Raw genomic sequence first — 13316 nt, forward strand, 5'->3', positions numbered from 1 at the left:
GGGGTTCTCCTGCTGGCTGGGGGTGGGGGACTTTTGGGCGGGGGGGGGGGGGGGCGGGGGGGCGGGGGGGGGGGGCGCCCCGGCCCCCCACGACAGCGGCACGAAGCCGCTCAGCCATCGTGACCGGGCCGAGGCCGGGGACTACGTCGCGCTCGGTGACTCCTACTCCGCGGGCGAGGGCGCTTTCGACTACCTCCCCGGCACCGATGAGGACGACAATCAGTGCCACCGCAGCGCCCACGCCTATGGCAGCCAGGTCTACGACGGTGGCGACTTCGCCGGCGACTTCGTCTTCGGCGCCTGTAGCGGCGGCGTCGTGGCGGACTACTACGGCAACAACACCAGCGGCAATGCCGGTGAAGGGCCACAACGCGACCAGATCACCGACGACACCTCGCTGATCACCATCAGCATGGGTGGCAACGACTTCGGCTTCGCCACGGTGCTGGAATACTGCGTCAGGCACAACTGCGACACCGAGGAATACCGACAGCAGCTCGAGCAGACCGTCGCCGCCACGCAGCAGCAACTGGTCGCGATGTATCAGGACATGCGCGATCGGGCCGGCCCCGACGCCGTCATCGTCGTGGTCGGCTATCCCCACCTGTTCGTCGAGAGCGGCGACCACGACGTGAGTTATTCCTCGACCATCACCGGGGAGGAGCGACAGTTCCTCAACGAGGTGGCCGACATGGCCGACCAGGCCATTCAAGACGCCATCGGGCAGGCCAATGCCGGCGTCGAGTTCGTCGACATCCGCGACGACTTCGCCGGCCACGAGGTCGGCAGCGACGACCCCTGGATCCACGACCTCGACATCGAGTGGGACTGGTTCAACACCCACCCGGCCGCCTCCAGCTTCCATCCGACCGCGGCCGGTCAGTCGACCATCGCCGACGCGGTCAACGAGCAGATCGACGAGGGGCCATGATCGTCATGATGAAGCGACTCGTCCCCGTCGTACTGCTGCTCGCCCTGGCGGCCTGCGGCTCCGAGCAGTCCGCCACCGACTCCCCGGAGCCCGGCTCCTCTCCCGCCAGCACCGAGCGCTCCCCGGACGACCGCGCTACCGCGACCACCGGCGGCGAGGCCGCCGCCTGGATCCTCGCCGAGGACCGGCTGCCGGCCGGCTGGCGCTATGCCACGGGCCAGCAGCATCTCGGCGTACCCTCGCTATGCGGAGTGACGCTGGAGCCGCCGCACCTGGCCAGCGTGGCGACCCAGCGGTTCACGATGGCCTGGGAGGGACCCTTCGTGGTGCAGTACTCCTTCGTCTCCGACGACGCCGACGCGGTCGAGTCGCTGATGGCCGACTGGGTCGAGCAGGGCTCGTCCTGCACCACCACCCAGGTCTCCGGCGGCACGCTGGCGGTCAACCCGATCTCCGACATCCCGGCAGTCGGCGCGGACTTCGCGGCGCTCCACGGCGAGGCCACCGGGGGGCAGGCGCGCGACTACATCGCCTTCCGCGACGGCTCCCAGATCACCGTGCTGGTCGGCTACGGCCTCGGGTCCATGCCGAGCCACGCCGACCTGGCCGCCATCGCCGCGGCGATCACGTCACGCTGAGGACCGGCCGATATCGCGATTGCGCCGCGCTACGATCGACAGGTCGCCGCGAGACGACCCCGCGTGACAAGAGAGAGCAGATGCAGGTCTCGAACTCCACGATCCAATTGCGCCACCTGGCGTCCTTCGTGGTCACGGCCGAAGAGTTGCACTTCACCCGCGCGGCCGCCCGACTCCACGTCGCGCAGCAGACGCTGAGCCAGCAGATCCGCCAACTCGAGGACGGCCTCGGCGTGGTCCTGTTCGACCGCAACACCCGCAAGGTCGAGCTCACCGAGGCGGGAGCGGCGTTCTACAAGCGCTGCACCGAGCTCCTCGCAACCTTCGAGTCCGCCTACATCGAGGCACACCGGGCGGGCAGCAAGGAGACCGAGAGTATCCGGCTGGCATTCACGCCCTCGTACGCCGACCAGGCGGCCGAGATACGTGCCGCGGTCCTCGCGGTCCGGCCCGGTGTCCGCTTCTCGCTGGTCGAGTGCTGGGCCGAGGAGGCGCTGTCCGGCACCCTCAACGGCACCTACCAGGCGGCCATGATCCACAGCGAGCACGAGCACGCGGGGCTCGCCGCCCAGCCCGCGGGCGCCACCGAGGTCGGCGTCGTGCTCGGTGCGAGCGACCCGCTCGCCGCGGCCGACGTGATCGACCGCGAACTGCTGCTGGACCGAACCCTGACCCTCTGGCCGCGTGAGCTCTCGCCGCACATGTTCCTCAGCATGGAGGAGCTCTTCGACGAGCACTTCGCGCGAGGCGCCTACTACGAGTTCGAGACGTTCGCGCGGGGCCTCTTCCTCGATGACGACAAGGCGACCCAGATGATCATCGACAACACCGCCTTCACCCCGGCGGTGCGGCATCAGCTCCGGCTGACCGACCCGACCTTCGTGTGGCGCCCGATGGCGCCGCGCGGCGAGATGCCGGCCCACCTGGTGTATCGGGCCGACGCGGTCAGCAAGGGCTCCGGGGTCAGCGTCGTACTCGAGGCCGCCGCGGACCTCTGGGGCGTCCCTGCTGATTAGCCTGGCGATGGTGATCGCACCAGCTCGGCGACCGCCGGCTCGGCCAGCTCCCCGGTCGCGACGGATGCCCGCAGCGCACGCTTGTTGAACTTCCCGACCCCGGTGCGCGGGATGTCGGAGACGAACACGAAGCGCTCCGGCACCCACCACCGCGCGACGCGAGCGAGCAGGTGCTCGCGGAGTTCCTCAGGCGTGACCGTCTCGCCGTCACGGACGACGACGCACGCGAGTGGGCGCTCTTCCCACTTCGGGTCGGGCACCGAGATCACCGCGACCGCGGCGACAGCCGGGTGCGCGCTCAGCTGGTTCTCCAGCTCGACCGAGGAGATCCACTCACCCCCGGACTTGATGACGTCCTTGGCGCGATCGACGATCTGGAGGAAGCCGTCGGGCGTGAGCGTGGCGACATCCCCGGTGCGCAGCCACCCGTCGTGGAACCGGACCTCCCCCGAGTCGTCGTCGTAGTAGGCCGCCGCGATCCACGGCCCGCGGACCTCGAGCTCGCCGCTGCTGCTGCCGTCGTGCGGCACGAGCTGGTCGAACTCGTCGACCAGCCGGAGGTCGACCCACGGGACAGCCCGGCCCTGGGTGGTGCGGTAGCGCCAGACGTCCTCACCGGTTACCCCGGCGGGCGCGCGGGACACCGTACAGACCGGGCTGGTCTCGGTCATCCCCCAGGCCTGGATGACCGACACCCCGTGGCGGTCCTCGTAGGCGCGCATTAGTGTTTCGGAGACCGCGGACCCGCCACAGAAGCACTCCCGCAGGCTGGACAGGTCGGTGCCGTTCGCGTCGACGTAGGCGAGCAGATCGGAGTAGACCGTGGGCACGCCGCCCATCACGGTGGCCCGGTAGCGCTCGATGATCCCGGCGATCGCCGGCGGTCGCAGGTCGCGTCCGGGCAGCACGATGTCGGCATCGATCAGCACCGACGCGTAGGGCAGGCCCCAGGCATTGACGTGGAACATCGGCACCACGGCCAGGACCCGGTCGCCGCGGCGCAGGGCGAACGAGTCGACGCCGAGCAGCGACGACGCGTGCAGCGCGATCGAACGGTGCGAGTAGAGCACGCCCTTGGGGTTGCCGGTCGTGCCCGAGGTGTAACAGAGCGCGGCCGCCTGGGTCTCGGCGAGTTCGGGGAAGTCGAAGTCCTCCTCCGAGGCTGCCGCCAGCAGGGCGGCGTAGGTCGTCACGCCCGGCAGGTCGCCCGTGTCGAGACCGTCGAGGTCGCCGCACACCACGACGTGTCGCAGGTGCGTGAGCTGGTCGGCGATCGACACGAGCGCCGGCACGAGGTCGGGCGCAATGAAGATTGCCCGGTCCTGGGCGTGGTTGATCACGTAGACGAGTTGCTCCGCGAAGAGCCGGACGTTGACCGTGTGCAGGACCGCTCCGTAGGCCGGTACGCCGACGAAGAGCTCGAGGTGCTCCAAGGTGTTCCAGGTGAAGGTGCCGACCCGCTCCCCCTCCACGATGCCGAGGGAGCGAAGCCCGTGCGCGAGACGGTGCAGCCGACGGTCGACCTCCCGGTAGCCGAATCTCATCGGCAGGCCGGACTCGTCGAGGTGCTCGAGCGAGACCACCTGGCCGCTGTTGGTCGCCAGATGCTTGCGGATGTGGTCGACCGTCAGCCGGTAGTCGTCCTGCATCAAGCTCGACAAGGCGCTCACTTCGCGGTCCACCCGCCGTCGACGACGACCGCCGCGCCCGTCATGAAGCTCGAGGCGTCGCTGGCCAGGAACAGGCCCACGCTGACGACCTCCTCCGGCCTGCCGAAACGTCCGGTGAGGTGCCCGTTGGCCAGGGCGTCCCAGACGGCCTTCGCCATGTCGTCGGGCATGGTGGCCACGAAGTTCCGCGGCATCTGGGTGTCGATGGCACCTGGACAGATGGCGTTGACGCGGATCCGCGGCGCCAGATCGATCGCCGCGGTCTTGGTCAGTAGCACCACCGACGCCTTCGCCGAACAGTAGGCCGCCATCCCATCCATTCCGGCAAGCCCGCCGGCGGAGGCGATGTTGACCACCGAGCCACCCTCGCTCATCAGCGGAACGAGCTCGCGCATCATCAAGAAGGTGCCCTTGGAGACGACGTCGTGGACGCGGTCCCAGTCCTCCTCGGTGGTGTCGAGCAGGTGCTTGCCGAGGACGACGCCCGCGTTGTTGTAGAGCACGTCGAGGCGACCATGACTCTCACGCACGTGATCGGCCAGCCCCACGATGCTCTCGCGCCGGGTGACATCGACCCGGACGAAGGTGAAGTCGTGCCCGTCGCCGCAGAGCTCGGCCTCGAGCTTCTCGCCGGGCTCGGCGTCAAGGTCGACACCGATCACGGTGGCGCCGTTCTCGCAGAACCTCCGGGCCGCCAGCGCGCCCATGCCACCGGTCGCGCCGCTGACGACGGCGATCTTGTCCTTGAGCTTCATCGGATCTCCTCATGAGGAAATGGGTGGTGTGCCGTCCGGCGCGCAGGCTCGGACCCGAGCGCCGGACGGCGGGGCGGCGGGGCGGCGGTGTCAGAGCGTGTTCGAGAACTCGCTCTCAGGCGGGCGACTACTGGGTGGTCCAGCCCCCGTCGACGGCCATGGTCAGGCCAGTCACGAACGAGGCGGCGTCCGAGACGAGCCAGGCCGCGGCCTCGGCGATCTCCTGCGGCAGTCCCATGCGGCCGATCGGCGCGGCGGCGCCGAGCGCGTCGAAGATCGGCTGTGGCGCGCCGGGCGAGATCTCCTCGGCCATCCCGTCGACCATCGGCGTCGCGATCGCGCCCGGGCAGACGGCGTTGACGCGGACGCCGGCCGCGGAGTTCTCGATCGCGGCGGCCCGCGTCAGCCCGGCGACCGCGTGCTTCGTGGCGACATAGGCCGCGCATCCGGGGTAGCCGACGAGGCCGAAGGTCGAGGACGTGTTGAGGATGGCGCCCTTCCCGAGCGGCAGCATATGCGCCAGCTCGGCCTGCATCGCCAGGAAGACACCCCGCAGGTTGACCGCGACGACCCTGTCGAAGTCCGCGAGCGGGTAGTCGGCGACGCCCTTGGTCGGGCCGGGGATGCCGGCGTTGTTGTAGGCGAAGTCGAGCTGGCCGTACTGCGTCAGGGTGCCCTGGATCAGTCCGTGGATCTGGGCCTCCTGCGAGACGTCGGCGGCAAGGAAGAACGCCTCACCGCCCTCCCCGCGGATGATCTCGACGGTCTCCCTGCCGCCTTCCACGTTGATGTCGGAAACCACGACCGCGGCGCCCTCGCGGGCCATCACGCGTGCGGACTCCCGGCCGATGCCCGAGCCCGAGCCGGTCACGAACCCGACCTTGTTCGTCAGAAGGCTCATCGCGCGGTCCACCCTCCGTCGACGGCGATCGCCGTACCGTTCACGAACGTCGAGTCGTCGCCGGCCAGGAAGAGCGCCAGCGTGGCGACCTCCTCGGGCTGGCCGAGGCGGCCGAGCAGGTGCTCGGCTTCGAGGCCCTTCCAGACCGCGTCGCGGTCCTCCGGCGGGAGCGCCCCGACCACGTTGCGAGGCATCGGGGTGTCGATGCCGCCGGGACAGATCGCGTTGACGCGGATCTCCGGCGCGAGGTCGCAGGCGACCGCCTTGGTGAAGTTGACGATGGCACCCTTGGCCGCGCAGTACGCCGCCTCGTTCGCGCCACCGACGAGGCCCAGGGACGAACCCATGTTGATGATCGAGCCGCCCTCGCCCATGAGCGGCGAGAGCGCCCGGATCATCAGGAAGGTGCCGCGAACCGACACGTTCATGACCAGGTCCCACTCCTCCTCGGTGGTGTCCTGGACGCCCTTGGCGACCAGGACACCGGCGTTGTTGTGCAGCACGTCGAGGCGTCCGTGGCGCTCGCGCACAAGGTCAGCCAGTGCCTGGGCGGTCGCCGCCTGGGTCACGTCGCCGGCCACGAAGGTGAAGTCGTAGCCATCCCCGCTGAGCTCGGCGGCCAGCTTCTCGCCGGCCTCGTCGTCGATGTCGCTGCCGATCACGACGGCGCCGTGCTCGAGGTACGTACGGGCGGCCACCCGCCCGATCCCGCCGGTCACTCCCGTAAGGACGATGACCTTGTCGGTCAGGTCGGTTGTCATGCGATGGTCTCCTTCATCTCGTGGGCGAGGCTGAACTGGGCCATGGCCTTCAGTCCCTCCATCGGGTCGGGGAATGTCGGCTCGTCTCCGAGCTGCTGGTAGACGGAGGCGAAGTTGACGATCAGGCGCTCGGACTCGCCCCAGGTCGGCCACATCCCGTTCGAGGTCACGTACTCCGCGGCCTCCCAGGGGGTGAGGCCCTTCTGGCGCAGCTCGCCGCCGAGCTCGACGAGAGTGACGAAGTAGTCGCGGAGACGGCGCACGTCCTCCTGGGTCGCCATCGGTCCGTGACCCGGCACGATCGTCTCGGGGTTCCAGCCGAGGATCAGGTCGCACGCGTCGACCCAGCGCGACGGGGGCCCGGCCCAGATCACCGGGTGCGAGCCATTGAAGACGATGTCGCCGGCGAAGACGGCGCCGTCCTCGGGCACGTAGGCGATGACGTCGCCGGGTGTGTGCGCCGGGCCGACCTGGAACAACTCGACGCTCTTGGTGCCGACGGTGACGGTCAGCCTGTCGACGAACGTCTCGGTCGGCAGCACCAGGTCGATGTCGTCGAAGGTGAATGCCCCGAAGTTGCGCTTGAGGAAGGTGCCGAGGTCCCCGAGATCGGCCGCGTTGGCGAGCAGCTGGCTGTAATCGGAGGGCTGGACGCCGTTCGTCATCGCGTCGGTGGCGGCCGCCGACGCGATGATCCGGGCACCGGGCACGAGCTGGTTTCCGTGCGTGTGGTCACCGTCGTTGTGGGTGTTGATCAGCGTCTCGATCCGCGCCGACGCCGGCGTCGCCTCGGCGAAGGCCGCGAGCATCTGCCGGGTGAGCGTGAGGTCGAAGAGAGTGTCGACCAACAGGGAGACCCCTTCCGAGGTCACCAGGCCGGCGTTGCTCCAGCCCCAGGAGCCGCCCTCCTGCAGGTAGGCGTAATCGCCGGAGCCGAGGTCGACCAGCCTGCCGTCGGTGTTCTTGCCTGTCATCGCGTCACCTTGTTCCTGAGCGTTCCAACACGCTCGATCTCGAGCTCGATGACGTCGCCGTCCTCGAGGAACCGTCCTTGCTCCAGTCCGCATCCGGTGCCGACCGTGCCTGAGCCGAGGACCTCGCCGGGATGCAAGGTCTCGGACTGGGAGACGAAGGCGATGACCTCCGACCAGTTGAACTGCATGTCGCCGCTGGACCCGGAGCCCCACTCCTCGCCGTTGACCCGGGCGGTCATCTGCAGGTCGTAGGGGTCGCCGATCTCGTCTCGCGTCACGATCCAGGGACCGAGCACGTTGCTGGTGTCGAAGTCCTTGCCCTTGCAGGGACCCATGCCGACCGGCGCCATCCGCATCTGGATGTCGCGGGCGGATACGTCGTTGAAGATCGTGAAGCCAAAGACGTGGTCGAGCGCGTCGTCGGCCGAGATGTCCTTGCCGGTGCGGCCGATGATGCAGCCCAGCTCGAGCTCGAAGTCGAGCATGTCGGTGTACGCCGGCCGCACGATGTCGGTGTCGTGACCGACCACGGTCGAGGGGTTGCCGCGGTAGTAGGTCGGGAACTCGTACCAGGCCGGCGGCACGGGGCGGTCGTTGCCCGTCAGGCGAGACTCCTGGGCCAGGCAGTTGCGCACGTGCTTCTCGAAGAGCAGGAAGTCACGGATCTGCCGCGGCCGAGGCAGCGGGGCTGCGAGCCGGGTCGTGGACAGCGGGAGCCGGTCGGGGTCATCCGCACCGACGACGAGGCCGGCGAGCGTCTCGAGCGCGGCCGGCCCTGCCTCGATCAGCGCCTGCATGCTGGCCAGCGCGGGCAGGTCGCTCCCCTCGGCCCGCCGGTGCGCGGACCGGGCATCGACGACTTGGTCGTGGTCGGTGTCGACTACGCCGAGGCGTTCCTCCCCGTCGGCGAGGTAGGTCGCTAGTTTCATCGGTGGTGCTCCCTTGCTGAAGTGGTGAGAGTCGGGGCCGGTCAGGCCGCGATGGGGACCTCGGGCGCCGGCGGTCGGGTGTTCACCCACCGGCGCGCCCGGGCGCCACGCAGGAGGTGGGGTGCGGCGAGGATCGCGATCGCGGCCAGCAGCGCGCCGCTGATCAGGTCGGAGGCGTACGACGGCGCGGCGACGACGGCGAGCGTCTCCTTCAGCAGGGCGAGGGAGAGCACTCCCGCGGCCGCGCCGAGCGCCGTGCCCTGTCCACCGGAGAGGGCGACCCCGCCGATGAGCACGGCCGTGATCGCGAAGACCAGGCTGGGGAAGCCGCCGTACGCCGGACTGGCACTGGAGAGGCTGTAGCCGAGCAGGGCGCCGGGCACCGCGGCGAGGACGGCCGCGACCATGAAGGTCGCGATCAGCATCCGGCGTACCCGTACCCCGGCCACCCGGCTCGCGCGACGGTCGCCGCCGATGGCACGCAGGTCGCGGCCCCAGCGGGTGAAGCGAAGCACCACGCCGACCAACACGAACAGCGCGATCGCGATCAGGCTGCGCCGCGATAGGACGGTGAGGATCACCGCGTCGAGGTTCAGGCCGACCTCATAGTTGAGGTAGGGCACGCTCGCATTGTCGGAGATCACCAACAGCAGTCCGGACACCGCGATGTAGGAGCCAAGGGTGACCGAGACCGAGTTGAGTCCGCCGATCGTGACGAGCAGTCCGTTGACCAGCCCGACCGTCGCGGCGACCGCGACCGCGACCAGCACCCCGGTCAGCGGCGAGTCGGCGCCGGTCTTGACCGCCAGCATGGCTCCGAGGCCGTAGAGGGCGGCGAGCGAGAGGTCGAACTCGCCGGCGAGCATCAGCAGCGCGAGGCCGAGCGCGAGCGGCGCGTAGGTCGCGAAGCTCTGGCCGATGTTGAAGAGATTGATGCTGGAGACCTCATAGCCCATCACCGGCGGGATGACCGTGAAGCAGAGCGTGAAGACGACCAGGAGGACGTAGGGGAACGCGGCGCCGAGTTGGACGGCACGCAGTCGGTTGATCATCGGGCCTGCTCCTTGCTGCTGGTCGCGAAGACGAAGACGATGACGAGCAGACCAGTGGCCAGGAGCCGTACGCCGGCCGAGTAGTCGCGCAGCAGCAGTAGGTCGCTGAGCGTCGCGATCACGAGGACGCCGAGGAGCGTGCGCGGGATGGAGCCCCGGCCGCCCGCGATGGCGTTGCCGCCGACGACGGCCGCGGCGATCGCGTCGAAGGTCAGCGTCGCGAGGTCGTTGACGGTGGCCGACTGGGTCGAAGCGGCCTGGACGACCCCGGCGAAGCCGGTGCAGGCACCGGCGATCGCGAAGGCGATCACCGTGGTGAGCACGACCGGGAGCCCCGCGGCGTACGCCGCCGGTGGACTCTTGCCGAGGAAGTAGAGGGTGCGCCCCCACACGGTCCGGGTCAGCAGCGCGTGCAGGACCACGGCGGAGGCGGCGAGCAGGTAGACCCCGGCTGGGATCCCGAAGACGGTGTCGGCGAGGAACTTGTAGCTGGTGACCTCCGGTGCGACTCGCACGCTGCTGCCATTGGTGATCATCGTCGCGACGGCAGCCTGGAGCGAGCCCGCCCCGATGGTCACCACGATCGGGTTGGCCCCCCAGGCACCGATGGCGAAGCCCTGCAGGGCATAGGCGCCGGCGCCCGCGAGCAGGGCGACGACGAGAGCCACCACGACGCCGTAGTCGAGCGCGGCCAGGAAGACCATGGCCGCGCCGGCCGCGGTCACGCTGGCCGACATCGAGAAGAGGTTGCCGCCGAGCATCACGATCGTCGCACCGAGGGCGCCGAAGCCCGTGATCGCGACCGCAGCCAGGATCGCGCGGCCGTTGTCGAGGGTCGCGAAGCCGTCGGTCGTGATCATTCCGTAGACGAGGAGCACCGCGAGGACCGTCGTGACGACGAGCATCCGCTTGTTGGCGAGCACCTTCCGCACCCGGCTCGGAGGTGCGTCAGCCGGAGCTCGGGCAGGGCGTTCGAGCACGCTAGACATGGCTGGCCTCCTGGGCGCCTGCGTTCGCCATCTCCGCCAGGACGAGGTCGGCGGTGACGGCGGAGGTGTCGTGGATCCCGACGAGGCCACCTGCGGCCATCGTCACGATGGTGTCGGCGAGGTCGAAGAGCTCGTCGATCTCGGTCGAGGCGAAGACGACGACGCACCCGGCCGCGGCCGCGTTCTTGAGCAACCGGTGGATGTCGGCTCGGCCCGCGACGTCGACCCCACGGGTCGGCTCGTCGAGCAGCAGGACCCGCGGCGTGGTCTCGTCGAGCGAGCGGCCGATGAGCACCTTCTGCTGGTTGCCGCCGGAGAGGTCGCCGACCGCCGCGACCATCTTGGCCGCAGCGACGCCGACCACCCCGGCCCGCTCGTCGGCCAGGCGACGCTGTCCTCGACGGCTGAGCACCCCGAGGCGCGAGAAGCGGGACATGCTGGTGGCGGTGATGTTGTTGCGCACCGTGTCGGCGAGGAAGAGGCCCTCGGCGCGCCGGTCACCAGGCACGAAGCGCACGCCGGCGCTGCGGGCCCGAGTCGGCGAGCCGAGCGGGCTGACCCCGTCGACGGTGACCGAACCGCGCGCCTCGGGGACCAGCCCGCCGAGGGCACGGATGACGTCGTCCGCCCCCGACCCGACCTGGCCGGCGAGCCCGACGACCTCGCCCGATCGGACGGTGAGGCTGACCGGATCGAGCCGGCCGGGGATCTCCAGCCCGTCGAGCCGCAGCTCGAGCGGGCCGGCCGGCGTACCGTCCCGGTGCGCGGCGTCGCCGGAGTCGACCACGCCCGCCTCACCGAGGATGAGCTGGACCAGGCCACCACGATCGAGCTGGTCGACCCGGTGGGTGCCACGTAGCAGGCCGTCGCCGAAGACCAGGACCCGGTCGCACAGGTCGAGGACCTCGCCGAGGCGGTGCGAGACATAGAGGACGCTGCGGCCCTGCGCGCGGACCTGGCGGACGGCGGCGAAGACTCGCTCGATCTCGGCGTTCGACAGTGTCGCGGTCGGCTCGTCGAGGATCAGCAGCTGCGCGTCGCGAGCCAGCACCCGCCCGATCTCGACCAGCTGGCGCTCCCCGATCCGCAGCTGGCGCAGCGGCGTGGCCGGCTCCAGGTGGCCGAGCCCGAGCTGGTCGAGGATCTCCCGGCAGCGGGCCCGACGCTCCCGCTTACCCCCGACGAGCGGCACCTCACGGTGCCCGAGGTACATATTCGCCTCGATCGAGAGCTGCGGGACGAGTGCGAGCTCCTGATCGACGATCGAGATGCCGGCCTTCTGGCCGTCGAGCGTGCTGCCGAAGCCGACGACCTCGCCGCGGACCCGGAGCTCGCCGCTGTCGGGGCGCTCGAGACCGGTGAGCAGCTTGACGAAGGTGCTCTTGCCCGCTCCGTTCTGGCCGCAGATGCCGACGACCTCGCCCGGGGCGATGCTCACCGACACCCCGCGCAGCGCCCTGACGGCGCCGTACGTCTTGGTCAGGTCGGTCGCCTGGACCAGGGGGACTCGCGTGGGGTCTCCCGGGACGGCGGCACCGGAACGGACCGGGTTCAGGGGTGACATGTCAGTACTCACACCGCGAGGCCTCGTCGATATTGTCGGCGGTCACCGTGTACTGCTTCGTGTACTGGACCTTCTCCTGGTCCTCGCCCTTGAGCAGCTTGATCACAGCATCGGCGGCGGCGTTGGCCTCATCGACCGGGCCCTCGGTACCGGTGCCATAGAGCTCGTCGGCCTTGATCGCCACCGGCCCGGAAGGCGAGCAGTTCGCCGAGGTGATGATGATGCCCTGGTCCTTGACCCCGAGCTTGAGACCGGCCTGCTTCACCGCCTGGATCGCGCCGGGAGCCATATAGTCGGCCTGGGCGTAGATACCGTCGATGCCGCCCTTGGATGCGTACTGGGCGAGGAGCTGCTGGGTCAGCGTCTGGGTCTTGGCCGCATCCCAGCTGCCGTCCTCGACGGCGACCAATTGGTATTCCGGGTTCTTGGCGAGCGTGTCCTTGAACGCCGCCAGCGTGTCGACGACGACGCCATTCGTGGCGGGGCCCGTGATCGCAATGATGTTGCCCGAGTCGTGCCCGGCCTTCTTGAGACCTTCGACGAGGAGGCTGGCGGCGTTGTCGCCCATCTCGGTGTATCCGGCGAGGACGTTGACGTCGATCACGGACTGCGCTGCGGGCTCCTGCTTGGACACGACGTTGACGATCTTGATCCCGGCCTGGTGGGCCCGGAGGATCGCGGGCACGGCGCCGTTCGGGTCCGCCGGACCGATCATCAGCACATCCGGCTTCTGCGCGATGAGCTGGTCGATGTGCTGGTTGTCCTCGACCTGGTCGAAGTTCGACGTCAAGACCGTGACGTCGATGCCCTCGGCCCCGAGTCGTTCCTTGATGGTGTCGATGTACTTGGCGCACCACGCGTTGGACTCCGCGCAGAACTGGAAGCCGACCTTCTTGCCCGCCAGCGAGTCGCTGCCGCCGGCAGCAGATCCACCGCTGCTGGAATCGCTGCTGTTGCCACAGGCGGCGGTGAACATGAGCGCTGAGGCGGCGAGCGCCGTCGCGAACTTGCTGCGTACGTTCATGGACTTACTCCTATTTATTTCGGATAGGCCGAGACCGCCGCAGGACGAGGGCGTGCTGCGGTAGAGCGGGCACCCCGGATGGGTGCGGCGTGGAGGGATCGGCGCTGGCCTG

13 protein-coding genes are annotated in these 13316 nt (G+C 69.6%); 3 read left to right on the forward strand and 10 right to left on the reverse strand.

The window, feature by feature from the left end; genetic code table 11:
- The 3 genes from QM595_RS17445 to QM595_RS17455 form a co-directional block, all read left to right on the forward strand.
- The coding region (locus tag QM595_RS17445; protein ID WP_415172852.1) for an SGNH/GDSL hydrolase family protein at window positions 1-931 on the forward strand (931 nt) is incomplete at its 5' end.
- Window positions 928-1569 (forward strand): hypothetical protein, encoded by a 642-nt coding sequence (locus tag QM595_RS17450; protein WP_415172853.1) that lies wholly within the window; start codon window positions 928-930, stop codon window positions 1567-1569. The genes QM595_RS17445 and QM595_RS17450, both read left to right, overlap by 4 nt.
- Before the next feature lie 80 nt (window positions 1570-1649).
- Complete coding sequence (locus QM595_RS17455) at window positions 1650-2585, forward strand: LysR family transcriptional regulator (RefSeq protein WP_415172854.1); 936 nt, start codon at window positions 1650-1652, stop codon at window positions 2583-2585.
- Here the strand turns inward: QM595_RS17455 and QM595_RS17460 are convergent.
- The 10 genes from QM595_RS17460 to QM595_RS17505 all read right to left on the reverse strand — a co-directional run bounded on the left by QM595_RS17460 (window position 2582) and on the right by QM595_RS17505 (window position 13204).
- Complete coding sequence (locus QM595_RS17460) at window positions 2582-4255, reverse strand: long-chain fatty acid--CoA ligase (RefSeq protein WP_415172855.1); 1674 nt, start codon at window positions 4253-4255, stop codon at window positions 2582-2584. The genes QM595_RS17455 and QM595_RS17460 overlap by 4 nt on opposite strands.
- Complete coding sequence (locus tag QM595_RS17465; RefSeq protein WP_415172856.1) at window positions 4252-5010, reverse strand: SDR family NAD(P)-dependent oxidoreductase; 759 nt, start codon at window positions 5008-5010, stop codon at window positions 4252-4254. The genes QM595_RS17460 and QM595_RS17465 overlap by 4 nt, the downstream gene beginning before the upstream one ends.
- 127 nt (window positions 5011-5137) lie before the next feature.
- The gene (locus QM595_RS17470) at window positions 5138-5911 is read right to left on the reverse strand and encodes an SDR family NAD(P)-dependent oxidoreductase (RefSeq protein WP_415172857.1); all 774 of its coding nucleotides are present in this window, start codon (window positions 5909-5911) and stop codon (window positions 5138-5140) included.
- Window positions 5908-6672, reverse strand: coding sequence for an SDR family NAD(P)-dependent oxidoreductase (locus tag QM595_RS17475; RefSeq protein WP_415172858.1), 765 nt, complete (start codon window positions 6670-6672; stop codon window positions 5908-5910). Before QM595_RS17475 ends, QM595_RS17470 begins: the two co-directional genes overlap by 4 nt.
- The gene (locus QM595_RS17480; protein WP_415172859.1) at window positions 6669-7646 is read right to left on the reverse strand and encodes an MBL fold metallo-hydrolase; all 978 of its coding nucleotides are present in this window, start codon (window positions 7644-7646) and stop codon (window positions 6669-6671) included. Before QM595_RS17480 ends, QM595_RS17475 begins: the two co-directional genes overlap by 4 nt.
- Window positions 7643-8575: a fumarylacetoacetate hydrolase family protein gene (locus QM595_RS17485; protein ID WP_415172860.1), complete on the reverse strand. Its 933-nt coding sequence runs from the start codon at window positions 8573-8575 to the stop codon at window positions 7643-7645. The genes QM595_RS17480 and QM595_RS17485 overlap by 4 nt, the downstream gene beginning before the upstream one ends.
- Window positions 8576-8616: 41 nt before the next feature.
- A complete protein-coding gene (locus tag QM595_RS17490; protein ID WP_415172861.1) occupies window positions 8617-9627 on the reverse strand; it encodes an ABC transporter permease in 1011 nt (336 codons plus the stop codon).
- Complete coding sequence (locus QM595_RS17495) at window positions 9624-10616, reverse strand: ABC transporter permease (protein ID WP_415172862.1); 993 nt, start codon at window positions 10614-10616, stop codon at window positions 9624-9626. Before QM595_RS17495 ends, QM595_RS17490 begins: the two co-directional genes overlap by 4 nt.
- Window positions 10609-12180, reverse strand: a complete 1572-nt coding sequence (locus tag QM595_RS17500; protein WP_415172863.1) for a sugar ABC transporter ATP-binding protein — start codon at window positions 12178-12180, stop codon at window positions 10609-10611. Before QM595_RS17500 ends, QM595_RS17495 begins: the two co-directional genes overlap by 8 nt.
- Window position 12181: 1 nt before the next feature.
- Window positions 12182-13204 carry a sugar ABC transporter substrate-binding protein gene (locus tag QM595_RS17505; RefSeq protein WP_415172864.1) on the reverse strand — a complete coding sequence of 341 codons (1023 nt, stop codon included), beginning with the start codon at window positions 13202-13204 and terminating at the stop codon, window positions 12182-12184.
- Window positions 13205-13316: the final 112 nt, after the last annotated feature.

Origin of the sequence: Nocardioides sp. (assembly GCF_047607185.1) — a bacterium.
Taxonomy (GTDB): domain Bacteria; phylum Actinomycetota; class Actinomycetes; order Propionibacteriales; family Nocardioidaceae; genus Nocardioides.